The organism is Citrobacter sp. Cc139 (assembly GCF_030334645.1).
In the GTDB taxonomy this organism is placed as follows: Bacteria; Pseudomonadota; Gammaproteobacteria; order Enterobacterales; family Enterobacteriaceae; genus Citrobacter; species Citrobacter werkmanii.
This window is the reverse complement of the sequence record NZ_JAOWDM010000076.1, coordinates 120,057-144,840: the sequence shown is the minus strand read 5'-3', so window position 1 is coordinate 144,840 and position 24,784 is coordinate 120,057. Positions and strand designations below refer to the sequence as shown.

Annotated in this window: 24 protein-coding genes and 1 other annotated feature; of the genes, 7 read left to right on the top strand and 17 right to left on the bottom strand. The window is 52.5% G+C overall.

All coding sequences use genetic code 11. The features are described 5' to 3' along the window. Positions 1 to 4: 4 nt before the first annotated feature. Positions 5 to 220: a DUF2575 family protein gene (locus tag OGV69_RS10325; protein ID WP_071888087.1), complete on the bottom strand. Its 216-nt coding sequence runs from the start codon at positions 218 to 220 to the stop codon at positions 5 to 7. A 105-nt stretch (positions 221 to 325) separates the two neighbouring features. Here OGV69_RS10325 and rpsT point away from each other — a divergent pair, with 105 nt between their 5' ends. Further along, the gene (gene rpsT / locus OGV69_RS10320; protein WP_038637070.1) at positions 326 to 589 is read left to right on the top strand and encodes a 30S ribosomal protein S20; all 264 of its coding nucleotides are present in this window, start codon (positions 326 to 328) and stop codon (positions 587 to 589) included. Positions 590 to 647: 58 nt separating this feature from the next. On the opposite strand, the gene nhaR is transcribed toward rpsT, so the two are convergent. The 4 genes from nhaR to dnaK all read right to left on the bottom strand — a co-directional run bounded on the left by nhaR (position 648) and on the right by dnaK (position 6,104). Then, on the bottom strand, positions 648 to 1,547 hold the full coding sequence (gene nhaR / locus OGV69_RS10315; RefSeq protein ID WP_038637068.1) for a transcriptional activator NhaR: 900 nt from the start codon (positions 1,545 to 1,547) through the stop codon (positions 648 to 650). Positions 1,548 to 1,585: 38 nt separating this feature from the next. Further along, positions 1,586 to 2,752, bottom strand: coding sequence for a Na+/H+ antiporter NhaA (nhaA, locus tag OGV69_RS10310; RefSeq protein WP_069324087.1), 1,167 nt, complete (start codon positions 2,750 to 2,752; stop codon positions 1,586 to 1,588). A gap of 208 nt (positions 2,753 to 2,960) precedes the next feature. Then, a complete protein-coding gene (gene dnaJ, locus OGV69_RS10305; RefSeq protein ID WP_069324088.1) occupies positions 2,961 to 4,094 on the bottom strand; it encodes a molecular chaperone DnaJ in 1,134 nt (377 codons plus the stop codon). Between the two features lie 87 nt (positions 4,095 to 4,181). Beyond that, positions 4,182 to 6,104: a molecular chaperone DnaK gene (gene dnaK, locus OGV69_RS10300; RefSeq protein WP_038637064.1), complete on the bottom strand. Its 1,923-nt coding sequence runs from the start codon at positions 6,102 to 6,104 to the stop codon at positions 4,182 to 4,184. Between the two features lie 384 nt (positions 6,105 to 6,488). Here dnaK and OGV69_RS10295 point away from each other — a divergent pair, with 384 nt between their 5' ends. The 3 genes from OGV69_RS10295 to satP all read left to right on the top strand — a co-directional run bounded on the left by OGV69_RS10295 (position 6,489) and on the right by satP (position 8,354). Further along, positions 6,489 to 6,893 (top strand): DUF2541 family protein, encoded by a 405-nt coding sequence (locus OGV69_RS10295; RefSeq protein WP_069324089.1) that lies wholly within the window; start codon positions 6,489 to 6,491, stop codon positions 6,891 to 6,893. Between the two features lie 32 nt (positions 6,894 to 6,925). Next, complete coding sequence (gene msyB, locus OGV69_RS10290) at positions 6,926 to 7,639, top strand: acidic protein MsyB (RefSeq protein ID WP_038637060.1); 714 nt, start codon at positions 6,926 to 6,928, stop codon at positions 7,637 to 7,639. A 148-nt stretch (positions 7,640 to 7,787) separates the two neighbouring features. Beyond that, positions 7,788 to 8,354, top strand: coding sequence for an acetate uptake transporter (gene satP / locus OGV69_RS10285; protein WP_006686623.1), 567 nt, complete (start codon positions 7,788 to 7,790; stop codon positions 8,352 to 8,354). A 34-nt stretch (positions 8,355 to 8,388) separates the two neighbouring features. On the opposite strand, the gene OGV69_RS10280 is transcribed toward satP, so the two are convergent. The 3 genes from OGV69_RS10280 to tal all read right to left on the bottom strand — a co-directional run bounded on the left by OGV69_RS10280 (position 8,389) and on the right by tal (position 11,472). Next, entirely contained in the window at positions 8,389 to 9,696 is a 1,308-nt protein-coding gene (locus OGV69_RS10280; RefSeq protein ID WP_069324090.1) for an MFS transporter, read from the bottom strand. A 124-nt stretch (positions 9,697 to 9,820) separates the two neighbouring features. Further along, on the bottom strand, positions 9,821 to 10,408 hold the full coding sequence (gene mog / locus OGV69_RS10275) for a molybdopterin adenylyltransferase (RefSeq protein ID WP_003018973.1): 588 nt from the start codon (positions 10,406 to 10,408) through the stop codon (positions 9,821 to 9,823). A gap of 110 nt (positions 10,409 to 10,518) precedes the next feature. Then, entirely contained in the window at positions 10,519 to 11,472 is a 954-nt protein-coding gene (tal, locus tag OGV69_RS10270; protein WP_005124064.1) for a transaldolase, read from the bottom strand. Positions 11,473 to 11,746: 274 nt separating this feature from the next. Here tal and OGV69_RS10265 point away from each other — a divergent pair, with 274 nt between their 5' ends. Together OGV69_RS10265 and yaaA are read left to right on the top strand one after the other, a co-directional pair. Continuing rightward, positions 11,747 to 13,177 (top strand): alanine/glycine:cation symporter family protein, encoded by a 1,431-nt coding sequence (locus OGV69_RS10265; protein ID WP_069324091.1) that lies wholly within the window; start codon positions 11,747 to 11,749, stop codon positions 13,175 to 13,177. 77 nt (positions 13,178 to 13,254) lie between these two features. Next, the gene (gene yaaA / locus OGV69_RS10260) at positions 13,255 to 14,028 is read left to right on the top strand and encodes a peroxide stress protein YaaA (protein ID WP_042312480.1); all 774 of its coding nucleotides are present in this window, start codon (positions 13,255 to 13,257) and stop codon (positions 14,026 to 14,028) included. A gap of 84 nt (positions 14,029 to 14,112) precedes the next feature. Here yaaA and thrC read toward each other — a convergent pair whose 3' ends face one another. The 6 genes from thrC to yjjY form a co-directional block, all read right to left on the bottom strand. After that, positions 14,113 to 15,399, bottom strand: coding sequence for a threonine synthase (gene thrC / locus OGV69_RS10255; RefSeq protein WP_069324092.1), 1,287 nt, complete (start codon positions 15,397 to 15,399; stop codon positions 14,113 to 14,115). A gap of 3 nt (positions 15,400 to 15,402) precedes the next feature. Beyond that, a complete protein-coding gene (gene thrB / locus OGV69_RS10250) occupies positions 15,403 to 16,332 on the bottom strand; it encodes a homoserine kinase (protein ID WP_038637046.1) in 930 nt (309 codons plus the stop codon). A 1-nt stretch (position 16,333) separates the two neighbouring features. Then, a complete protein-coding gene (gene thrA, locus OGV69_RS10245) occupies positions 16,334 to 18,796 on the bottom strand; it encodes a bifunctional aspartate kinase/homoserine dehydrogenase I (protein WP_069324093.1) in 2,463 nt (820 codons plus the stop codon). A gap of 23 nt (positions 18,797 to 18,819) precedes the next feature. Further along, positions 18,820 to 18,946, bottom strand: a sequence feature (Thr leader region). Beyond that, entirely contained in the window at positions 18,876 to 18,941 is a 66-nt protein-coding gene (gene thrL, locus OGV69_RS10240) for a thr operon leader peptide (RefSeq protein ID WP_032337689.1), read from the bottom strand. (Overlaps the previous feature by 66 nt.) 206 nt (positions 18,947 to 19,152) lie before the next feature. After that, positions 19,153 to 19,839, bottom strand: coding sequence for a tRNA/rRNA methyltransferase (locus OGV69_RS10235; protein ID WP_069324094.1), 687 nt, complete (start codon positions 19,837 to 19,839; stop codon positions 19,153 to 19,155). Positions 19,840 to 20,237: 398 nt separating this feature from the next. After that, on the bottom strand, positions 20,238 to 20,378 hold the full coding sequence (gene yjjY, locus OGV69_RS10230; RefSeq protein WP_042998021.1) for a YjjY family protein: 141 nt from the start codon (positions 20,376 to 20,378) through the stop codon (positions 20,238 to 20,240). A 95-nt stretch (positions 20,379 to 20,473) separates the two neighbouring features. On the opposite strand from yjjY, the gene arcA reads away from it, so the two are divergent. Further along, positions 20,474 to 21,190, top strand: a complete 717-nt coding sequence (gene arcA / locus OGV69_RS10225) for a two-component system response regulator ArcA (protein ID WP_001194359.1) — start codon at positions 20,474 to 20,476, stop codon at positions 21,188 to 21,190. A gap of 60 nt (positions 21,191 to 21,250) precedes the next feature. Here arcA and creD read toward each other — a convergent pair whose 3' ends face one another. From creD to creB, 3 genes are read right to left on the bottom strand one after another with little or no spacing between them, the layout of a single operon-like run. Next, the gene (gene creD / locus OGV69_RS10220) at positions 21,251 to 22,612 is read right to left on the bottom strand and encodes a cell envelope integrity protein CreD (protein ID WP_069324095.1); all 1,362 of its coding nucleotides are present in this window, start codon (positions 22,610 to 22,612) and stop codon (positions 21,251 to 21,253) included. Between the two features lie 57 nt (positions 22,613 to 22,669). Beyond that, on the bottom strand, positions 22,670 to 24,094 hold the full coding sequence (gene creC, locus OGV69_RS10215) for a two-component system sensor histidine kinase CreC (RefSeq protein ID WP_069324096.1): 1,425 nt from the start codon (positions 24,092 to 24,094) through the stop codon (positions 22,670 to 22,672). Then, complete coding sequence (creB, locus tag OGV69_RS10210; RefSeq protein WP_038637035.1) at positions 24,094 to 24,783, bottom strand: two-component system response regulator CreB; 690 nt, start codon at positions 24,781 to 24,783, stop codon at positions 24,094 to 24,096. The genes creC and creB overlap by 1 nt, the downstream gene beginning before the upstream one ends. Between the last annotated feature and the right edge of the window lies 1 nt (position 24,784).

Below are 24,784 nucleotides of genomic sequence, written 5' to 3'. Positions count from 1 at the left end.
TGGCTCAAAACAGTGAAAATCGTGAAAGTATACCCTGTACCGCGGTCAAGGTTAACCGGCGATTGTTTCTCCGAAACAGAAAGAGGATGGTTTTCATTGTTATGAAACAAATTGCAGACCTTAACGGGCAATCCAATGCAATTTTTCTCGTGGAAAAGCTGTATTCACGCCACGCAAGCTGGTAGAATCCTGCGCCATCACTACGCAACGAGTGCTGCAATTTAAACGGCGCTTATTTGCACAAATCCATTGACAAAAGAAGGCTAAAAGGGCATATTCCTCGGCCTTTGAATTGTCCATATAGAACACATTTGGGAGTTGGACCTTGGCTAATATCAAATCAGCTAAGAAGCGCGCCGTTCAGTCTGAAAAGGCCCGCAAGCACAACGCTAGCCGTCGCTCTATGATGCGTACTTTCATCAAGAAAGTATACGCAGCTATCGAAGCTGGCGACAAAGCTACTGCACTGAAAGCATTTAACGAAATGCAACCACTCGTGGACCGTCAGGCTGCTAAAGGTCTGATCCACAAAAACAAAGCTGCACGTCATAAAGCAAACCTGACTGCACAGATCAACAAACTGGCTTAATCGCCTGCTTGTTGTCGCTTTGTGAAAAAACCCGCGCAAGCGGGTTTTTTTATGGCTGTCATTTGTTCATTGGCGTAAAGAGCGCCGAGTAGTCCGCATTACAAATACGCTGCACCGCCGGATGCTGGATCATCCTTTCCGCAAATATAGCGTGATACTCCTCCATCACATTCTCCACGCGCCCTATCTCCACAATTGAATCGTCGGCATAGAAGTTGTTCGAATAGAGCGTCGGGGCAACGAAAATAGCGTTATGCGTTGCACCAAAAGCTTTCATCAGCGCTGCGTCATCAAATTCGCCGAGGATTTCAACGTTCAAGCCTTGTGAGTTAATCCAGTTCAATAGCTTACGACCGAGCATCGAACGACGTCCAGGGATCAGCAATCGGCGCTCTTCCAGACAGGCCGGAAACGGCTTCTCAGGCAAAGGCTGGGTGCACCAAAAACTTACGCCGCATTCGCCTATGCGCACCGAGAACAACCCTTCCTGTTGCGTAGAATCAATCGGACAGTCAGAGATAATCATATCCAGCTTATGCTGACTGAGTTGATCCAGCAGCATCTCGTGCGTTGATTCAAAACAGCGCAGATGGATTTGTTCATCTTCCACCACCGCGGCATTCAACACACGGCTGACCAACTGTTTGGATAGCGCATCCGCCACGCCGACATCAAACAGCAAGTTAGACTCTTTGCGGTAGTTCACGATATCCAGCATTTCCTGGCTTAACGTGAACATTTTATCCGCATAACGAAAGACTAACTCGCCTAACTCGCTTGGCTCCAGCCCACGCCCCTTCCGCTTGAACAACTTTCCTTGTAAACGTTCTTCAAGCGCTTTGATCTGCCCGGTTATGGTCTGCGGTGTCAGATAAAGCGCTTCTGCTGCACCAACCACCGAACCTTCTTTATAGACATGCCAAAAGTAATACAGGTGGTTGTAATTTATATGAGACATACTCTCTCCCTGAAAATTGTCACGAAAGGGTTATCCTGTCAGGCGGATGCGTTTAACCGGGTGCGTAACCAGCAGTAACCAATTACCGCCGACAGCAAGGAGCCAATCAGGATCCCCAGTTTCGCCCAGTTAATCAGCCCAGGATCGACATTACCAAACGCCAGGCTGGCGATGAAAATCGACATCGTAAAGCCAATACCGCACAGAATCCCGACCGCCATGATCTGCTGGAAATTCGTTCCTTCAGGTAATTGCGCCAGCTTTAAGCGTAACGCCAGCCAGCAAAACAGGCTGATACCCAGCGGTTTACCAATCAACAGACCTGCAATAATCCCCAGCGGTAATACGGAGGTCAGCCCATCAATGGTGACACCCTGCAGTGAAACACCCGCGTTAGCGAAGGCAAACAGCGGCAGGATCAGGTATGCCACCCACGGATGCAAAACATGCTCCAGACGCTTTGCCGGTGAACGTCCGTGTTTTTCCTTTAACGGAATGAAGAAACCGACGATCACGCCCGCCAGCGTCGCATGCACACCGGACTTCAGAACTGCCGTCCACAGCACCACGCCCACCAGAATATAAATCCCGGTACGTCTCACGCCACACAGATTCAAGGCCGCCAGGACGAGAATGGCACACGCGGCAACGCCCAGCGACAGCAGCGAGAGATCGCTGGTGTAGAACAGCGCGATGATCACGATAGCGCCAAGATCATCGATAATCGCCAAAGCCATGAGGAAGATTTTCAGCGCCAACGGAACACGACTGCCCAACAGTGCCAGCACACCTAATGCAAAAGCGATATCCGTTGCAGCCGGGATCGCCCACCCTTCACGGGTAATAGGGTCAGCATAGTTGAATGCCAGATACAGCAGCGCCGGGACAATCATCCCCCCGATAGCGGCAATGATCGGAAATGCCGCCTGACGCAGACTGGCCAGCGAGCCTTGCATTAACTCGCGTTTTACCTCCAGACCAATCAACAAGAAGAACACTGCCATCAACGCGTCGTTGATCCACAGCAGCATATTTTTGTTGATCTCAAGCGCGCCAACCCGCAGTTGAACGGGCGTTTCCAGAAAGGCATGGTACCATCCACTGGTGACCCCGATATTTGCCATCAACATAGCGATGACGGCTGCGATGATCAGGATGATGCCCCCCGAGGCGTCACTACTAAAAAAACGATGCAGATGTTTCACTTTTATTCTCTCTATTGGGTGAATACTTCGTAAATACTATCTTACACCCTCAAAAAGCTCGTTAAAATTAGATTATTCATGATAGATAGATCGGTTTTTACGAACAAATAGACTGAAATTAAAAAAGATTTTCCGAACGGAAAACAGAAATAAAAAAGCCTGAAACTTTTCAGTCCCAGGCTTTTTATCAAATATTGAGTCGAGAGAATCAGCGAGTCAAATCGTCAAAGAACTTTTTCACGCCGTCGAAGAAGCTTTTGGAGCGCGGGCTGTTTTGCTCGCCGGTCGGGCCGCCAAAACTGTCCTGCAGGTCTTTCAGCAACTGCTTCTGCTTTTCGTTCAGACCCACAGGGGTTTCAACAACGACACGACACAGCAGATCGCCCTGAGCGCCACCGCGTACAGACTTGACGCCCTTTCCACGCATGCGGAACAGTTTGCCGGTCTGCGTCTCGCCCGGAATCTTCAACTTCACGCGACCGTCCAGCGTCGGGACTTCAATCTCGCCGCCCAGCGCTGCCATCGCAAAGTTAATCGGTACTTCGCAGTACAGGTTATTGCCTTCACGCTCAAAAATTGGGTGCTGTTTTACCTGCACCTGAACGTATAAATCGCCTGCTGGCGCGCCATGCTCACCGGCTTCACCTTCACCCGCTAAACGAATACGGTCGCCGGTATCAACGCCAGCTGGGATTTTGACGGACAGCGTTTTGCTTTTCTCAACGCGGCCATGACCGTGACATTTGTTGCACGGATCTTTGATCAGCGTACCGCGCCCCTGACAATGTGGACAGGTCTGCTGCACGGCAAAAAAGCCCTGGCGCATCTGCACCTGGCCGGAACCGTGACAGGTTGGACAAGTTTGCGGCTGAGTACCTGACTTCGCGCCGCTGCCATGGCAGACGTCACACTCTTCCAGCGTCGGAATACGGATCTCTTTGGTGACGCCACGCACGGCTTCTTCCAGAGTGAGATCCATGTTGTAACGTAAATCAGCACCACGTGAGGCGCGCTGACGACCACGACCGCCGCCAAAGATATCGCCAAACACGTCACCAAAGATATCGCTGAAGTCAGCCCCGCCACCAAAACCGCCGCCGCCGCCCATGCCGCCTTGCTCAAACGCGGCATGACCGTACTGATCGTAAGCCGCGCGTTTTTGCGCATCGGTCAGGATCTCGTACGCTTCTTTGATCTCTTTAAACTTGGCTTCAGCCTCTTTATCACCCTGGTTGCGATCCGGGTGATATTTCATGGCCAGGCGCTTGTAGGCCTTTTTGATTTCACGCTCTTCCGCTGATTTGGAAACGCCTAAAATCTCGTAATAGTCTTGCTTTGCCATTGGTTTTTTTAAGCCCCTTAACATACAAGCACGGGCGAAGAGGAAACCTCTACGCCCGTGCCGATTAACTACCCTGCATCAGGGCGATTATTTTTTGTCTTTCACTTCTTCAAACTCAGCGTCGACAACGTCGTCATCTTTCGCATTGTTTGCAGAAGCATCAGCGCCTGCTGCACCAGCCTGCTGCTGTGCGTGCTGCTGCTGAGCGATTTCCATCAGTTTCTGGGAAACCTGAGCCAGCGCCTGCATTTTCGCTTCGATATCCGCTTTGTCTTCGCCTTTCAGAGACGTTTCCAGCGCGGTCAGTGCAGACTCAATGGCAGTTTTGTCGTCAGCCGGCAGCTTGTCGCCTGCTTCTTCAACCTGCTTACGAGTGCTGTGCAGCAGATGGTCGCCCTGGTTACGAGTCTGAACCAGCTCTTCGAACTTACGGTCAGATTCTGCGTTCGCTTCTGCTTCGCGAACCATTTTCTGGATTTCTTCTTCGTTCAGACCAGAAGAAGCCTTGATGGTGATCTTCTGCTCTTTACCGCTGTTTTTGTCTTTCGCGGAAACGTGCAGGATACCGTCGGCATCGATATCGAAGGTAACTTCGATCTGCGGCATACCGCGCGGAGCCGGGCTGATACCATCCAGGTTAAACTGACCCAGATCTTTGTTATCGGCAGCACGTTTACGTTCACCCTGCAGCACATGGATGGTTACCGCAGACTGGTTGTCTTCAGCGGTAGAGAACACCTGGCTGTGCTTGGTCGGGATGGTGGTGTTTTTCGCGATCAGTGGCGTCATCACGCCGCCCATGGTTTCGATACCCAGAGACAGCGGGGTAACGTCCAGCAGCAGTACGTCTTTCACATCACCCGTCAATACACCACCCTGAACGGCAGCACCGATTGCCACGGCTTCGTCCGGGTTAACGTCTTTACGCGGCTCTTTACCGAAGAATTCAGCAACTTTCTTCTGCACCATCGGCATACGCGTCTGACCACCAACGAGAATAACGTCGTTGATATCAGAAACAGACAGGCCAGCGTCCTGCAGAGCAACTTTCAGCGGCTCGATAGAACGGTTAACCAGGTCTTCAACCAGGCTTTCCAGTTTCGCACGGGTCACTTTGATGTTCATGTGTTTCGGACCAGTCGCGTCTGCAGTGATGTACGGCAGGTTCACGTCGGTCTGCTGAGCGGAAGACAGCTCGATCTTCGCTTTCTCAGCGGCTTCTTTCAGACGCTGCATCGCCAGCGGGTCATTACGCAGGTCGATACCCTGATCTTTCTTAAACTCGTCAACCAGGTAGTTGATCATACGGCTGTCGAAGTCTTCACCACCCAGGTGGGTATCACCGTTGGTTGCCAGAACTTCGAAGGTTTTTTCGCCGTCAACTTCGTCGATTTCGATAATAGAGATATCGAAAGTACCACCACCGAGGTCATATACCGCGATAGTGCGGTTGCCGACTTCTTTATCCAGACCGTAAGCCAGTGCAGCTGCGGTTGGTTCGTTGATGATACGTTTTACTTCCAGACCTGCGATACGGCCGGCGTCTTTGGTTGCCTGACGCTGAGCATCGTTAAAGTATGCAGGTACGGTGATAACCGCTTCAGTTACCGGTTCACCCAGGTAATCTTCAGCCGTTTTCTTCATTTTCTTCAGCACTTCTGCAGAGATCTGCGGCGGTGCCATTTTCTGACCTTTTACGTCAATCCAGGCATCACCGTTGTCAGCACCGATGATTTTGTACGGCATGATGGCTTCATCACGCTGTACTTCTTCGTCCTGGAAGCGGCGGCCAATCAGGCGTTTAATCGCAAACAGGGTGTTTTGCGGGTTTGTCACTGCCTGACGTTTAGCCGGCTGACCAACCAGAGTTTCACCATCCTGGGTATAAGCAATGATAGAAGGCGTGGTGCGATCGCCCTCGGCGTTCTCCAGCACACGTGCAGTAGTGCCATCCATAATCGCTACACAAGAGTTGGTAGTACCCAGGTCGATACCAATAATTTTACCCATCTAAACGTCTCCACTAAAAATTCGGTCATCATGTGGTTGTGAATCTGTAATAAGGGCGAAACGTGCGGTTTCAACTACCCTGAATCGTTTTTTTTCAGACTCACCACTGCGGTTGACTACTAAGTGGGGTCGTAACCCACTTCATCAAGGGGGGCATGAAAAATTTTTTTAGCGCAGAAGCAATAAATTTGCCGAAAAAAGGCACAAAACCACAAAAAATGAATAATCGCCAATCAAAATTAATTCATGAAGCCAATTAATAAAGCACTGTTATTCACATAAAAATTGTAATAAAAAGAAAAGATTACGTGAATGAATCGTTTTTGTGTCGGCGGTAAACTAGCGCGAAGCCACGCACTTTTGCAGCCGTCAAAGAGAAATTTCATGAAATCCGTTTTAACCCTTTCCGCCACCCTGCTTATGGGCCTGGTGTCGAGCAGCGCCGCTCACGCTAACGATCATAAAGTTCTGGGGATGATTGCTATGCCCCGCAACGCAACTAACGATCTCACGCTCAAAGTTCCCGTTTGTCGGGTGGTGAAGCGTATTCAACTCACCGCCGATCGAGGCGATATTAACCTTAACGGCGCATCCGTTTACTTCAAAGCTGCGCGCACCTCCAGCCAAAGCCTGAACGTCCCGTCATCCATTAAAGAGGGACAAACCACTAATTGGATCAATATTAATAGCGACAACGACAATAAACGCTGCGTATCCAAAATCACTTTTTCAGGCCAGTCGGTAAACTCCTCTGACATGGCGACGCTTAAAGTCATCGGCGACGACTAACTACGCCCTTTTATTCAGAAGCCATAGAAAACATGAATGTCACGTATTTGCATGACGACGACCTCGACTTTCTGCAGCATTGCAGTGAGGAACAACTCGCCACAATTACTCGCCTGTTAACGCATAATGAAAAAGGGAAAGCCCGTCTGTCGAGCGTTCTGAGCCACAACGAATTATTTAAATCGATGGAAGGACACCCGGAACAGCACCGCCGCAACTGGCAACTGATCGCCGGCGAACTTCAGCATTATGGTGGCGACAGCATTGCCAATAAACTTCGTGGCCATGGAAAGCTGTATCGGGCGATTTTGCTGGATGTTTCGAAGCGCCTGAAGCTTAAAGCCGACAAAGCGATGCCCACGTATGAAATTGAACAGTATTTGCTGGAACACTTTCTACGGAATGCCTGGCAAAAAATGGATGCGGACCATAAGCAGGAATTTTTGCAGGCCGTTGAGGCAAAAGTCTCTGAACTGGAAGAGTTACTGCCGCTATTAATGAAGGATCGCCATCTGGCGACTGGCGTTGCTCATTTGCTCTCCGGTCAGCTCACGCAGATCCTGCGTACCCATGCCGCAGTTAGCGTCATCGGGCATGGATTGCTACGCGGCGCAGGGCTTGGCGGCCCGGTTGGCGCGGCTTTAAACGGGGTTAAAGCGGTGAGCGGCAGCGCCTATCGCGTGACGATTCCGGCGGTGCTACAAATCGCCTGTCTGCGCAGAATGATCAACAACACACAAGCGTGATGTCCATCACAGGGAAAATAATTCATTTTCCCTTTGTTAGATCATAGACAGTCTGCTCTCCCCTGATTATCATGCCGCGCCCCGAAGACAGTGATCGTTATTCGGGGAAACTATTTCACCATTCAATCAATGATGATTTTGAGGAATTATGGGCAACACTAAGTTGGCTAATCCGGCACCGCTGGGCCTGATGGGCTTTGGCATGACCACCATTCTGCTTAACCTGCATAACGCGGGTTTCTTCGCCTTTGACGTTATTATTCTGGCGATGGGCATTTTCTACGGCGGTATCGCGCAAATTTTTGCCGGGCTGCTGGAATATAAAAAAGGCAACACCTTCGGTTTAACCGCCTTTACCTCCTACGGCTCGTTCTGGCTGACGCTGGTTGCGATCCTGATCATGCCGAAAATGGGCCTGGCGGATGCAACCAACGGCCAGTTCCTGGGCGTATACCTGGGGCTGTGGGGCGTGTTCACACTGTTCATGTTCTTCGGCACGCTGAAAGCTGCGCGTGCGCTGCAGTTTGTCTTCCTGAGCCTGACGGTGCTGTTCGCGCTACTGGCCGTGGGCAACATTGCAGGTAACGAAGCGATCATCCACGTTGCTGGCTGGGTTGGCTTAGTGTGTGGTGCAAGCGCCATTTACCTGGCGATGGGCGAAGTGCTGAACGAACAGTTTGGCCGTACCATCCTGCCGATTGGTGAAGCGCACTAATCTGACGCTATCCCCCCGGACGGGGGGATATTCCTTACAAGCGCTGTAACTCTCCCTGCACGCTGGTATCGCGATGATAAATATCCTGTCGCAGCCAAATCCCCAGCCCTAACCCCACCAGCGATAACGCCAGTACATACCAGGCTGGAGCCATTGGCGACACGCTCATTAACATCGTCACAGCGATTGGCGTCAGACCACCAAAAATGGCGTACGAAACGTTGTAAGAAAACGAGATACCGGTAAAGCGGACTTCCGCTGGAAACGCTCGTACCATGACATAAGGCACAGCCCCCACCACGCCAACGCACAAGCCCACCAGCCCATACAACAAGAACAAATGCTGAGGATGACTACCGGTCAGATGATAGAAAAACCAGCTCGAACAGGCCAGCAACAGGCTACCGACAATAAAGGTTTTGCTGGCGCCAACCCGGTCGACAATAAACCCGGCCAGCAGACAACCGACGCATAGCATAATGGTCGCGACACTGTTGGCTTGTAATGTCAATGCTGGCGCAAAGCCATACTGTTTCTGCAGCCAGACTGGCGACATCAGGATCACCACCACGATCCCGGCCGATAACAGCCAGGTCAGCAGCATGGAAATGACCACCGCTTTTTTATGTTTGCTCACCACCGACTTTACCGGTAGCTCTTGCGCCAACGCTTTACGCTGCTGCATTTCGAGGAAGATGGGCGTTTCCTGCAGCCAGCGGCGCAGATACATCGCCACCAGGCCAAACACGCCGCCCAGCAGGAAAGGAATACGCCAGCCGTAGTCATGCACCGCTTGCTGCGTCAGGCTGGTGTTCACCAGCGTTGCAACAACCGACCCCAACAGAATCCCCACAGTAAGCCCGGCAGTCAGCGTGCCGCAGGCGATACCGATGCGACGCGCCGGTACGTGTTCCGCCACGAACACCCACGCCCCCGGCACTTCGCCCCCAATGGCTGCGCCCTGCAAAATGCGCATCAGTAATAACAGTAACGGCGCGAGGATCCCCATTGAGGCATAGGTAGGCAACAAGCCAATCGCCAGCGTCGGTATCGCCATCAACAAAATGCTCAGGGTAAACATTTTCTTGCGTCCGACCAGATCGCCAAAATGCGCCATAATGATGCCGCCCAATGGACGCGCCAGGTATCCGGCGGCAAAAATGCCGAAGGTTTGAACCTGTCGTAGCCATTCAGGGATATCGGCCGGGAAGAAAAGTTCGCCAACAACCGCGGCAAAGAAGACGAAGATAATGAAATCATAAAACTCAAGCGCCCCGCCGAGGGCAGCAAGCGTAAGGGTTTTATAATCCTGGCGATTCAGGGGTCGAGTGTGTTGTGACATAGCAAACCATGAGTCAGTGGAGTAATTGAATATGTCTGTCGATATATGTAAATCAAAAATTACTATATCGTAAACAATTCAATACTCCACCTTCATTGTTACTTATATCACAACCAGGCTACTTTCAGGCGTTTGTATCGCGGATCGCGCTTTTAGGGCGAAAAGATGCTACTACTGCCGGTGCAGTCTCGACATAAGGTCCATCTAACAACTGTATACAATACGGTACACTTGCAAAAATGCCTGGCACGATGACCTTACCATCGGCATCTTTCACGCCTTCCAGCGTTTCTTTGATCGATTTCGGCTGCCCAGGCAGATTCAGGATCAGCGCCTGTTTGCGAATCACGCCAACCTGACGGGAAAGGATTGCGGTTGGCACAAAGTGCAGACTTATCTGGCGCATTTGCTCACCAAAACCAGGCATCTGGCGGTCGGCTACGGCCAGCGTAGCGTCTGGCGTTACGTCGCGACGTGCCGGCCCCGTTCCGCCGGTCGTCAGTACCAGATGACAGCTCATTTCATCAACCAGCTCGCATAAGGTTTGTTCGATGATCGCCTGTTCATCCGGGATCAGCCGTGTTTGCAGCTCAAAAGGGGTTGTTAGGGCTGATGCCAGCCACTCTTCAAGGGCCGGGATACCTTTATCCTGGTAAACGCCGCTGGAAGCACGATCAGAAATGGACACCAGGCCAATGCGTAAAGTATTCATGATTATTCCGTTTAAACAGTCTCGTTAAACAGAATGATACACTGCGAAAGGAAGGACAGACAGGTTTCAGAAGAGGTAGCGTGACCCCTGTCAGGGCCACGCCGAAATGATTACAGCAGATCGCCGATCATTTTTTCCAGTTTGCCCTGGTCTACAGCAAACTTACGGATACCGTCCGCCAGTTTGTCTACAGCCATTGGATCCTGGTTGTGCTGCCACAGGAACTCAGCTTCAGTGATACGTGCAGGACGCGCTTTCACTTCGCCAGAGAAGGACAGTTTACGTTCGATAGCGCCTTCGCTTTCCGCCAGCTCTTTCAGCAGCGCCGGTGCAATCGTCAGACGATCGCAGCCCGCCAGCTCGATGATTTCACCGATGTTACGGAAGCTCGCGCCCATAACTACGGTTTCGTAACCGTGCTGTTTGTAGTACTCGTAGATTTCCGTTACGGAAACCACGCCCGGATCTTCTGCCGGTGCATACTCTTTCTTGTCGGTGTTGGCTTTGTACCAGTCAAGAATACGACCAACGAACGGAGAAATCAGGTATACGCCAGCTTCTGCACAAGCGCGCGCCTGCGCGAAAGAGAACAGCAGAGTCAGGTTACAGTTGATGCCTTCTTTTTCCAGCTGCTCAGCGGCACGAATGCCCTGCCAGGTTGAAGCCAGTTTGATCAGAATGCGATCGTTGCTGATGCCAGCATCGTTGTACAGTTTAATCAGACGTTTTGCTTTCGCGATGGATGCGTCGGTGTCGTAGGACAGGCGAGCGTCAACTTCTGTGGAAATGCGACCCGGGACCAGTTTCAGGATCTCCAGACCAATGTTTACCGCCAGTTTGTCGGTCGCGTCGACGACCTGCTGCGCGCGGTCGTTGCTCTGCTGCTTAGCCCAGGCTACAGCGTCATCAATCAGCTTGCGATATTCCGGGATCTGCGCTGCGTTAAGAATGAGAGAAGGGTTAGTTGTGGCATCCTGAGGCTGATACAGCTTCATTGCCGCGATGTCTCCGGTGTCGGCCACTACTGTGGTGAACTGACGAAGGGAGGTCAATTTGTCCGTCATGATAGTGATTCTCTTTAAACAGCTTGTTAGGGGGATGTAACCGATCTTCCCTGATGATAGCACGACGCACTCTCAGCGCAACCGCCTGTATTGTCCGACCTGCCGCTCAGCCCTGATTACGCAGCTCAAAGCCTGAGATGCGCAATTAAGGGATAGACCTGTTGTTATGATAAACTCCCGTAATCAATCTACTTAGAAGGTATATACTGGTCGATAATTGGTAGCGCTTACATGGGATTATTCGCGCTTACCGGCATCAACAAGAGGGATGTTAATGCCTGATTTTTTCGCATTTATTAATGAAATACTCTGGGGCTCGGTAATGATCTACCTCCTGCTTGGCGCAGGATGTTGGTTCACCTGGCGTACGGGGTTCATCCAGTTTCGCTACATTCGCCAGTTTGGCAGAAGTCTTAAAAACAGCATCAGCCCGCAACCGGGCGGTTTAACTTCCTTTCAGGCTTTATGCACCAGTCTTGCCGCGCGGATCGGCAGCGGAAATCTGGCGGGCGTGGCGTTGGCAATCGCCGCAGGCGGCGCGGGAGCCGTTTTCTGGATGTGGGTCTCGGCAGTCATTGGGATGGCAACCTCGTTTGCCGAATGCTCACTTGCGCAACTGTATAAAGAACGCGACAGCAAGGGACAGTTTCGCGGCGGTCCTGCGTGGTATATGGCGCGTGGACTGGGTATGCGCTGGATGGGCGTGCTTTTTGCCATCTTTTTACTCATCGCATATGGACTGATTTTTAACAGCGTGCAGGCAAACTCGGTCTCGCGCGCACTTGCTTTTGCTTTCGATATCCCTCCCCTCTTCTCCGGTATCGCCCTGGCTATCACATCATTACTGGTCATCGTCGGCGGTATTAAAGGCGTTGCCCGTCTGATGCAATGGTTTGTTCCGGTGATGGCTCTGTTGTGGGTCGGTTGTAGCCTCGTCATCTGCCTTTGGCATTTCGCTCAGCTTCCCGACATTATCATAACCATCGTTAAAAGTGCCTTTGGCTGGCAGGAAGCCGCCGCCGGCGTCGCCGGGTATACGCTAAGCCAGGCCATTGCCAGCGGCTTTCAACGCGGTATGTTCTCGAATGAGGCCGGAATGGGCTCAACCCCGAACGCCGCCGCCTCGGCTGCGTCATGGCCTCCGCATCCTGCGGCACAAGGCATTGTGCAAATGATCGGTGTTTTAGGCGATACGCTGATTCTTTGTACGGCCAGTGCGATGATCGTTCTGCTGGCGGGTAATGGCACCAGTTCTATCCCCATTGAAGGCATCCAGTTGCTGCAGAGAGCGATGGTCTCGCTGACGGGTGAATGGGGTGCCGGATTCGTCGCCTTTATTGTGATCCTGTTTGCCTTTAGCTCTATCGTCGCCAACTACATCTACGCGGAAAACAACCTTATTTTCCTGAAGCTGGACAATATCCGGGTAATTTGGCTATTACGTATCGCGACCGTGAGCACCGTTGTCGGCGGCACATTACTCAGCTTCCCGCTGCTCTGGCAACTTGCTGACATCATCATGGCCTGTATGGCCATCACTAACCTGACGGCGATTTTACTGCTCTCACCGGTTGTCCATACCCTCGCCAGCGACTATCTGCGCCAGCGTAAACTCGGGGTGCGCCCGGAATTTGATCCGCGCCGTTATCCTGATATCAGGCAGCAGCTTGCGCCCGAAAGCTGGGATAAAACGCCGCGTGATTAACGCGGCAATCGCAACCATCGATCAATTCTGTCCATTTTTTTGCTAAAGTCGCAGTAAATTTCCTGCAAGGACTGGATATGCTGATTCTGATTTCACCTGCAAAAACGCTCGACTACCAAAGTCCGCTGGCAACCACACGCCACACGCTGCCCGAACTGCTGGATCACTCGCAGCAGCTTATTCACGTGGCGCGACAACTCTCCGCGCCGCAGATTGGCAAGCTGATGGGAATTAGCGACAAGCTGGCGGATCTGAACGCCACCCGTTTCCATGACTGGCAACCCGATTTCACACCGGAGAATGCGCGTCAGGCTATTCTGGCGTTTAAAGGCGACGTTTATACCGGGCTGCAGGCTGAAACCTTCAGCGAAGCGGATTTTGACTTCGCTCAGCAGCATTTACGCATGTTGTCCGGGCTGTACGGCGTGTTGCGTCCGCTGGATTTGATGCAGCCTTACCGTCTGGAGATGGGCATTCGTCTGGCTAATCCAAAGGGGAAAGATCTTTACCAGTTCTGGGGCGATACCATCACCGACAAACTTAACGAAGCGCTGGAAGCGCAAGGCGACAGCGTGGTGATTAACCTCGCATCAGATGAATATTTTAAATCCGTGAAGCCGAAAAAGCTGAACGCCGAACTTATCAAACCGGTCTTCCTCGATGAGAAGAACGGTAAGTTCAAAGTCATCAGCTTTTATGCCAAAAAAGCGCGTGGCCTGATGAGCCGCTACATCATTGAAAACCGCCTAACTCAGCCAGAGCAACTGACGGCATTTAACAGTGAAGGCTATTTCTTTGATGAAGAAGCGTCAGGGAATGGCGAACTGGTGTTTAAACGCCACGAGCAGTAGTGTACATGCCGGATGGCGGCTAACGCCTTATCCGGCCTACAGGTTTTGCAGGCCCGCTAAGCACAACGCCAGCGGGCACTACCGTTAACCGCGGGTCATCATCAGCTTACGCAGCGCAGCAAAATCAGCAGGCAGGTGATGAGAGAGCAGCGGCAAATCAGCGCGCTCCGCCAGCTCTTTTGGCAGAGCCAGCGTAAGCTCAAGAATCTCTTCAACGCTTTCCTTAAACTTCGCCGGATGCGCGGTGCCGAGGAACAAGCCATACTCGCCAGGATTCAACTGGTCACGCAGCGCACGGTAAGCCACCGCCGCATGCGGTTCTGAGGTGTACCCCATTTCATGCAGCTCGCGCATCGTATCCTGAGTGGTAGCATCGTCAACGGCGGCATACCCCAGCTCATTCAGACGCCAGATTTTACGGCGGAACAGTTCTTCCACACGCGGCCAGTTGTTCGGCTGGCTGACATCCATCGCGTTGGATAACGTCGCCTGCGTCGCCTTCGGCGCCCACTCGCCTTCTGCAAGGAAGCGTGGAACCGTATCGTTGACGTTGGTCGCCGCAATAAAGCGCTTCACCGGCAAGCCCAGCGATTTCGCCAGCAGTCCGGCGGTCAGATCGCCAAAGTTGCCGCTGGGAACGGAAATAACCAGTTGGTTGCGCGCTTCTTGCGGCAGTTGAGCCACAGCTTCAAAGTAGTAACAGATTTGCGCCAGCAGACGGCTGATATTGATTGAGTTAGCCGAGTTCAGCCCCAGCGCCACCTTCAGTTCTTCGTCATCAAACGCCTGTTTCACCAACGCCTGGCAAGCATCAAAATCTCCATCAATAGCGACGGTTTCAATGTTACCGCCCAGCGTACAGAACAGTTTTTCCTGTAATGGGCTGATCTTGCCGTTCGGGTAGAGGATCACCACGCGAACGTTCGGCAGACCATAAAACGCATGCGCCACGGCAGCACCGGTATCGCCGGAGGTCGCCGTCAGAATCGTTACCGGTTTGTCGCCGCTGATGTGCGTCAGCATCTGCGCCATAAAGCGCCCGCCAAAGTCTTTAAATGCCAGTGTAGGACCGTGGAACAGCTCCAGACAGCCAATGTCCGCTGCAACCTGAGCAACCGGCGCGGGGAACGCAAACGCCGCGCGTACGCGCTCTTCCAGGATCTCCTGCGAGATCTCGTCGCCAATAAATGCGGAAAGGATCTTAGCGCTGCGGCTAACGAAGTCCTGGTTCAGCATCTCATCCACTTCTGTCAGATTGAATTCCGGCAGATCGTGCGGAAAAAACAACCCCTGATTCTTGCCAAGCCCTTGCGTGACGGCCTGCGCAAAGCTGACCTGTTCGTTATGATCTTTCAGATTATAGAGTTTCATTGATTATCCCAGTACCCGTGCGCCTGCCGTGTCCAACCGGCAAATATGAACAAAGCCTTCCTGATTTTGCAGATAATGTTTAGCCAGCCAGTCTGCAACACGCTGCGCCGTATCCGGCTTATCGCACAAGGCGAACAGCGTCGGCCCTGACCCGGAGATCCCGCTGGCCAACGCGCCGATTTCCGCTACCGCCTGACGCGCCTGACTGAAGCCTGGCAGCAAGCGGGTACGATACGGCTCAGCGATGACATCTTTCATCAGCTTCGCGGCCAGAAGAGGCTGACGGGAATAGCAGGCATGGATAAACCCTGCCAGATGCCGCCCGTGGGCGATGCAGTCCTGACGGCGATACTGCGCAGGTAAAATGGCCCGCGCTTCCGCCGTCGACACTTTAATCCCCGGATACGCCAGTACCCACAGCCACTCATCAAAGCCTGGCACCTGCTGGCTGATAATGCCGTTTTCTTCGATCATTAACTGCATACCGCCCAAAAAGCACGGGGCAACATTATCGTAATGAATACTGCCGGAGATACGTCCTTCCAGCTCTCCCATGATCGCCAACAGGCGCGTGTCGTTGAGCGGTTTCCCACAGTGCTCGTTCATGGCGACTAACGCCGCCACAACGGAACAGGCGCTGGAACCTAACCCGGAGCCAATCGGCATATTTTTTTCCAGCGTCATTGCCACCGGAACGGTTTTACCCAGTTCCTGACAGAATCGCTCCCAGCACTGATAGACGATATTTTCTCGCGGCTCAGAAGGCAGTTTGTCAGCAAAGCGCCCAAGATTATTCAGACTGAACTGGTCGGCTGGCTCAACAGAGACCACATCGCCCAATAGCGAACCGTCTACGGGGGTTACCGCCGCCCCGAGCACATCAAATCCGACGCTCATATTGGCGCTGGAAGCCGGGGCATAAACTCTTACCATGTCAGACTCCTAACTTCCATGAAAGGGTACGTAGCAGGTCGGCAAATACGCCCGCCGCCGTTACGTCATTACCTGCGCCGTATCCGCGCAGCACCAACGGTAACGGCTGATAGTAATGGCTATAGAACGCCAGCGCGTTTTCACCGTTTTTCACTTTGAACAGCGGATCGTTGCCGTCTACTGCATCAATTTTCACGCGACAGACGCCGTCCTCTTCAATATTGCCAACATAGCGCAATACTTTCCCCTCATCACGAGCTTTCGCCACGCGCGCGGCAAAGGCGTCATCCAGTTGCGACAACTTCGCCATAAACGCGGGAACATCACCGGAATCATCAAATTCTGTTGGCAGGACCGGTTCAATGACAATGTCAGACAGCTCCAGCTCACGGCCGGTTTCACGTGCCAGGATCAGCAGCTTACGCGCCACATCTGTACCGGAAAGATCATCACGCGGATCGGGCTCGGTATAGCCCAGCTCACGCGCCATGGTGGTCGCCTGCGAGAAGCTCATGCCTTCATCCAGCTTGCCAAAAATAAACGACAGCGAACCGGAAAGAATGCCGGAGAATCGTTGCAGTTCATCACCTGCGCTGAGCAGGTTTTGCAGGTTTTCAATAACCGGCAAGCCCGCGCCCACGTTGGTGTCGTACAGGAATTTACGTCGCGACTTCGCCGCAGCAAAACGCAGTTGATGGTAGTAATCCATCGACGACGTATTGGCCTTTTTGTTCGGGGTGACCACATGGAAGCCTTCGCGCAGGAAGTCGGCATACTGATCCGCCACCGCCTGGCTTGAGGTACAGTCGACAATCACCGGATTGAGCAGATGATATTCTTTCACCAGACGAATTAAACGCCCAAGGTTGAAAGGCTCTTTCGCACACTCCAGCTCAGACTGCCAGTTTTCCAGATTCAGACCGTGGACGTTGGTCAGCAGGGCCTTCGAGTTCGCCACGCCGCACACGCGCAAATCGATATGCTTGTTTTTCAGCCAAGTTTGCTGACGTTTAAGCTGCTCCAGCAGCGCACCGCCCACCCCACCGACGCCAATCACAAACACTTCAATCACCTGGTCGGTGTTGAACAGCATCTGATGGGTCACGCGTACGCCGGTGGTGGCGTCGTCGTTGTTCACTACCACCGAAATAGAACGCTCAGAAGACCCTTGGGCGATGGCCACGATATTGATGTTCGCACGAGCCAGCGCGGCAAAGAATTTCGCCGAGATGCCGCGCAACGTGCGCATACCGTCGCCAACCACCGAGATGATAGCCAGACGCTCAGTCACCGCCAGCGGCTCCAGCAGACCTTCTTTCAGCTCGAGATAGAATTCATCCTGCATCGCGCGCTGCGCACGCGCGCAGTCGCCCTGCGGGACACAGAAGCTGATGCTGTATTCAGAAGAGGATTGCGTGATCAGCACCACCGAGATGCCTGCACGCGACATCGCGGCGAAAACGCGCGCCGCCATGCCCACCATACCTTTCATTCCAGGGCCGGAGACGCTAAACATCGCCATGTTATTGAGGTTAGAAATGCCTTTTACCGGCAAGTCGTCGTCATCACTGCTGGCACCGATCAGCGTACCGGGCGCTTGCGGATTGCCGGTATTTTTAATCAGGCACGGGATCTGGAACTGGGCAATAGGGGTAATGGTGCGCGGATGTAGTACTTTAGCGCCGAAGTAAGAAAGCTCCATCGCTTCCTGATAAGACATCGACTTCAGCAGTCGGGCGTCGGGTACCTGACGCGGATCGCAGGTATATACGCCGTCGACATCGGTCCAGATCTCGCAACAGTCCGCACGCAAACAGGCGGCCAGTACGGCGGCGGAGTAGTCAGAGCCATTACGCCCCAGCACCACTAACTCACCTTTTTCATTCCCGGCGGTAAACCCGGCCATCAGAATCATATGGTCCGCTGGAATACGGCTGGCGGCAATGCGGCGCGTAGACTCGGCGATATCAACAGTAGATTCGAGGTAATGGCCAACCGCCAGCAGTTTCTCAACCGGGTCGATGACCGTCACGTTGTGCCCGCGCGCTTCCAACAGGCCAGCCATGATGGCGATCGACATTTTTTCGCCACGGCAGATAAGCGCGGCATTGATGCTGTCCGGGCATTGCCCCAACAGGCTGATACCGTGCAGGACGTGCTTAATCTGAGCAAATTCTTGTTCAACCAAGGCTTTGAGCGGAGCCAGCGGGAAACCCGCCTGCGCGGCGGCAAGACCAGCTAAAAGCTCTGAGAAAATGCGTTCGGCATCGCTGATGTTGGCTAAAGCATCCTGACCACCGATGGTCTTTTCAATCATCGCCACCAGATGGTTGGTAATTTTGGCAGGGGCAGAGAGAACGGTCGCGACCTGCCCCTGTCTGGCATTGCTTTCCAGAATGTCGGCAACCCGCAGAAATCGCTCTGCATTTGCCACTGATGTACCGCCGAACTTCAACACTCGCATGGTTTACCTCATTGCCTTTGGTCGAAAAAAAAGCCCGCACTGTTTAGGTGCGGGCTTTTTCTTGTGTTTCCTGTACGCGTCAGCCCGCACCGTTACCTGTGGTAATGGTGATGGTTGTGGTAATGGTGATGCTGATGCGTTTCATGATGTTGTGTGCTCTGTAATTATTATCTGTCTGTCTTGTATTCTTTTAGGGTTAAAGTATCTGCTGACCTAAGTCAATAAATTTTTAAATTGATCACATTCCGAAACTTGTTCATGAGCCACTGCTTGCCCTTTTACTTTCAACCAATACAGCATGTCCGACCCACTTGAAACCAAAACAAAACGCCAATGATAAAACATTAACCAGCATTTTATTTTGTTATGTTTTTTTCTATATCATGTAAAAAACGGTGCAGCATTGCCGTGTCTCGCTGCCCTAATAAGCCCATTCGCTGTTGCAGCCAGTCGGTGAGTTTGATGTCGTCAGAAACGTTCAGCGTGGCTAATAAACGTAAAACGCGCGCACGCAATGCCTGCAACTGAAGTTCATCCGCTACCTCATTATTTTTGGCCGGTTGTTGTATTAAAGCTGCTAATTGATAGCAATACACCATCACCGCCTGTCCCAGATTGAGTGAAGGGTAGTCAGCCACCATTGGTACCCCGGTAAGGACATCCGCCAGTGCTAATTCTTCGTTGGTCAGCCCGGAATCTTCGCGCCCAAACACCAGCGCGGCGTGATCCATCCACGCGGATTTTTCCTGCAACAGAGGAACGAGTTCGACCGGCGTGGCGTAATAATGAAACTTCGCCCGACTGCGCGCCGTGGTCGCCACGGTAAAATCAACGTCGTGCAACGCTTCGGCTAGCGTTGGAAAAACGCTAATATTATCAATAATGTCGCCCGATCCATGTGCGACCCATCGCGTTGCAGGCTCCAGGTGGGCCTCGCTGTCCACGATCCGCAATTGAGTGAATCCCATGGTCTTCATCGCGCGGGCAGCCGCACCAATATTTTCCGCTCTGGCAGGGGCAACCAGAATAATTGTTAAACGCATTTCGATACTCTTTTGGCCAGTCGGCAGGTAATAATGTGACGCACATCAACATATTACGCAGCGCGAATTTACATATTTTTAACAGAAATCACTGAAAAAGGATTTCGCATCCAATAAAAAATGCTAAACTATTTCCAACCTGTACTATTGCTTTTTATGTTAACAAAAGTTGCATATCCTGCTGTTTATCCATGATAATTTAATTTAAAATGGATAGCATTGGTTGGATTCATTACATTTATTAATTAGCTCGTGCAACTAGTTGTAATATTGCAATTTTGTGATGAAAGCAAACATTTGGATGCGTTGATTTCATCAAACTGTTAACGTGCTACAATTGAACTTGATATATGTCAACGAAGCGTAGTTTTATTGGGTGTCCGGTACGTCTTAGCCTGTTATGTTGCTGTTAAAATGGTTAGGATGACAGCCGTTTTTGACACTGTCGGGTCCAGAGGGAAACTACCCACGACCAAGCTAATGATGTTGTTGACGTTGATGGAAAGTGCATCAAGAACGCAATTACGTACTTTAGTCATGTTACGCCGATCATGTTAATTTACGGCATGCATCAGGCAGGTCAGGGACTTTTGTACTTCCTGTTTCGATTTAGTTGGCAATTTAGGTAGCAAACATGCAGACCCCGCACATTCTTATCGTTGAAGACGAGTTAGTAACACGCAACACGTTGAAAAGCATTTTCGAAGCAGAAGGCTATGATGTATTCGAAGCGACAGATGGCGCGGAAATGCATCAGATTCTCTCTGAATATGACATCAACCTTGTGATTATGGATATCAATCTGCCTGGGAAAAATGGTCTCCTGTTAGCGCGCGAACTCCGCGAACAAGCTAACGTTGCGCTGATGTTCCTGACGGGCCGTGATAACGAAGTCGATAAAATTCTCGGCCTCGAAATCGGCGCCGACGATTACATCACCAAACCGTTTAACCCGCGCGAACTGACTATCCGTGCTCGTAACCTGCTGTCGCGTACCATGAATCTGGGTACCGTCAGCGAAGAACGCCGTAGCGTCGAGAGCTACAAGTTCAATGGCTGGGAGCTGGACATCAACAGCCGCTCTCTGATTGGTCCTGATGGCGAGCAGTATAAACTGCCACGCAGCGAATTCCGCGCCATGCTTCACTTCTGTGAGAATCCTGGCAAAATCCAGTCTCGCGCAGAACTGCTGAAAAAAATGACCGGTCGCGAACTGAAGCCACATGACCGTACCGTTGACGTGACTATCCGCCGCATTCGTAAACATTTCGAATCAACGCCGGATACGCCAGAAATCATCGCTACCATCCACGGTGAAGGCTACCGTTTCTGCGGCGACCTGCAGGATTAATTCGATCCTCACACGTACAAAAACGGCGCTTTATGCGCCGTTTTTCATTTCACCGCTCCGCTATTTCCATATACGTAATTCATCACTCTCATCGGGTTGCGGCTCAGGAAGCGCTTTCGACATTGGTTTTGGCTGCGCCAGCGAGTGCCAGTCAAGATGACGCGTCAGGAACATCACGCCACACAGCGCGAATAACAGCACGCTGGTGCCAAGCAGTAAAGAACTGTCCTGCGAACGGAGCAACACCCACATCACGCCATCCAGCCCCAGCAGCGCTACGGTGAACAAAATACTCTTGCGCCAACCCTGTAATATCGCCTGCAGATATACACCGTTCATCAATGCGCCCACAAGGCTTGCCGTAATCCACGCGGCGGTAAAACCAATGTGTTCTGACAACGCCAGCAGCAACAGATAAAACATCACCAGCGATAACCCCACCAGCAGGTACTGCATCGGGTGCAGTCGAAGGCTGGTCATGCTTTCAAGCACAAAGAAAGACATAAAGGTCAGCACAATCAGCAAAATGGCATATTTTGTCGCCCTGTCCGTCAATTGATACTGATCCGCAGGGGTGGCGACAGCGACGCTAAATGCAGGCATTCCCTCCCAGCCAATCTTTTCACCATCAAAGCGTTCGCCGAGGTTATTAGCAAACCAGCTGCTTTGCCACTGGGCATTGAATCCAGATTCACTGATTTCGCGCTTAGCCGGAAGAAAACCCCCAAGAAAGTTGGGATGCGGCCAATTGCTGGTTAAGGTCATTTCACTGTTACGGCCAACCGGAACGACGGAGAAGTCGCCGGTTCCGCTCAAATTAAGCGACAGCGCCATGCTGAGATTTTGCGCCGTCCAGCTCGCGTTGGGTAGCGGAATATGGATCCCCTGAGCACGACCCGCCAGACCTGTTCCTGGCTCCACGGCCAGCGACGTGCCGTTGACCAGGGGGGCTTTCACCACGCCGATCCCACGCGCATCCCCCACGCCCACCACTATGAACGGTTTGCCGATACTGACATTAGGATGGTTTAAATCACTCAAACGTTCAGCGTTAAACTCGGCTTTCACCGCCAAATCGTTATGCCAGACCTGGCCTTCATAAATACCAATTTTACGCGCTTCAACGTTTTGGCTTCCCTCAACGACCAACGATTCCGGTAGCCAGAAATGAATATAGCTGCGTTTACGCTGGACCTCTTTACCCTCCTCCAGCTCGGTATAAAGTTCCGTCACCGGAATGGCAATCAACGGGCCAACCATCTTTTGCGGTCCGCTGGTGCTCTGGCGGATTGCATCTTCAACATCATGGCGATAGTCCGATCGCTCAACGATTATCTGCCTGACCATTGTCAGGGGAATTAACAGCAACAGCATGGCGCCACCCAAAGTGACGATTTTCCAGAACAGGGGTGATTTCAACATAGCGTTCTCCTTTGCAATACCAGCAAGGTAGAACAGCTATGTGCGGGGAATTTGAAGTTATGTGAAGTGACGGTGAAGCGTAAACGAAGCCTGTGCCCCACCTTCCGGTCGATTGCGTAGGGTCACCGAGCCTGCATGCAGTCGCGCAACCTCACTGACAAACGCCAGTCCCAATCCGCTGCTCTTAAGCCCATTTTCACGGGGCAGCGAGTAGAAGCGTTCAAAAATACGCGGCAACGCAAAGTCAGGGATCCCGCTGCCGCTGTCGGTAACCTGCAACGTGACCTGATCCTCATGCTGATGCGCGCTCAACACAATCGTCCCGTCCTGTGGCGTAAAGTCGATGGCGTTGTCGAGCAAATTCCCCAATGCCTGCTCCAGCAGCGCGGGATCGGCATCGACGCTAAGCGATGAAGGCATAATGGTCAGCGTGATGTTTTTTGCCGCCAGTTGCACGCTCCGGGCCTCTTTGAGCTGGGCAAACAACGCATCTACCGCCACCGGCGTCAACGTAATGTCCTGGCGATTCTCCAGGCGCGCCTGGCGTAACAAGGTTTCAACCAGCGCCTGCATGCGCGCATTTTGTACCAGAATATTATCGGTAAAACGCGCCACCACGTTCGGCGGCGGGCCTTCGCGCAAAATTTCCGCCGCGCCGCGAATGGCCGCCAGAGGACTTTTGAGTTCATGCGTTAACGCATAAACGTACTGCTCAATATAATTCTTGCCCTCCAGCTTCAGACGCATACTTTCCAGCGCCTGCGCCAGTTTACGTAGCTCGCTGCTGCCTAAATCAGGTAGTGGGACGGGGCGATTCTCAGTAACGGAATCGGCATAGCGCGCCAGTCTGGCAATAGAACGGTTGATCCACCATACCATCCCCGCGCCAATCACTAAGGCGATCCCCAGCAATACCGCGCTGGCCCACAGCATCCGCCGTTCACTGCGTTTAATCACCGGCGCCATCGCCGCATTGGGTTTGCCAACGCTAAGCACCCCGATAATACGTCCGCCGTCAACGATCGGCGCGGCAACGTACATTACCGAACTTTCCGGATCGTTCGGATTCTGCAACGTACTGCGGGCGCCATACTGCCCACGCAACGTTAACCACACGTCATTCCAACGGGAGTAGTCCTGGCCGACCGCTTTGTTAGCGGAATCAAACAGCACCTTACCCTGCGCGTCCGTCATATAGACATGGTATTCATTACGCACTTTGTTAATGCCGCTGATATTGGCACGGAATGGGCGGTTATGCAGTTGGGAAAATGCCTGCGCCAGCTTACCGTTGGCGGGCGCGTCAGAGAGTAAATCATCACGCGCCAGCGCAGCCAGCAACGTGGCGGTATCAATCAATGTGCCTTCAGTCGCCCGGCGGACGCCAGGCTTAATTTCCTGCACAAAGATCGACAACACGAACCAGGCGGCAACGGCGACAATCAGGAAATAGCCGAGCAGCAAACGCATACCAATGCGCATCAGACGCTCCTCAGGCTGTATCCCATACCGCGATGCGTATTAATGGGCGAGATCTCAGGGTTGATCGCCCGTAGTTTGGCTCGCAGCGTTTTGATGTGGGTATCGACCGTTCTGTCGAAGGTGTCCTGCGCATCGGCCCAGACTAAATCCATCAATTGCTGGCGAGAGTAAATGCGCCCCGGCGACATCAGCAGTGTTTTCAGCAACAGGAATTCATAGCGCGTCAGAGTTAACGGTATACCGAACCAGGTAATCTGCGCGGCCAGCTCATTAAGCTCAAAATCCCCGCAGCGCGTCGTTGTGGAAGGAGAGGCGAATTTTTGCACCCGCCGCAGCAGTGTACGTACGCGGGCGCACACCTCACGCGGCGAGAAGGGTTTGGCAACATAATCATCCGCGCCGATCTCCAGCCCCAGCAGGCGGTCCACTTCATCGCTGCGCGCGGTGAGAAAGAGGATCGGCAGCGCCGGATGGCGTTCCAGCAGGCGTCGACACAGCTCAAAACCACTGATATCCGGCAGGCCGACGTCCAGAATTATCGCATCGGGGCATCTCTGGCGCGCATTTTCCAGCACCGGCAGCCCGCGCTCAAACGCTTCTACGCGAAAGCCTTCCTGCTGCAGCATGTAAATAAGCGTATCCGCGATGCCCTGCTCATCCTCAACCAACCAGATCAACGGCTGTTGCATT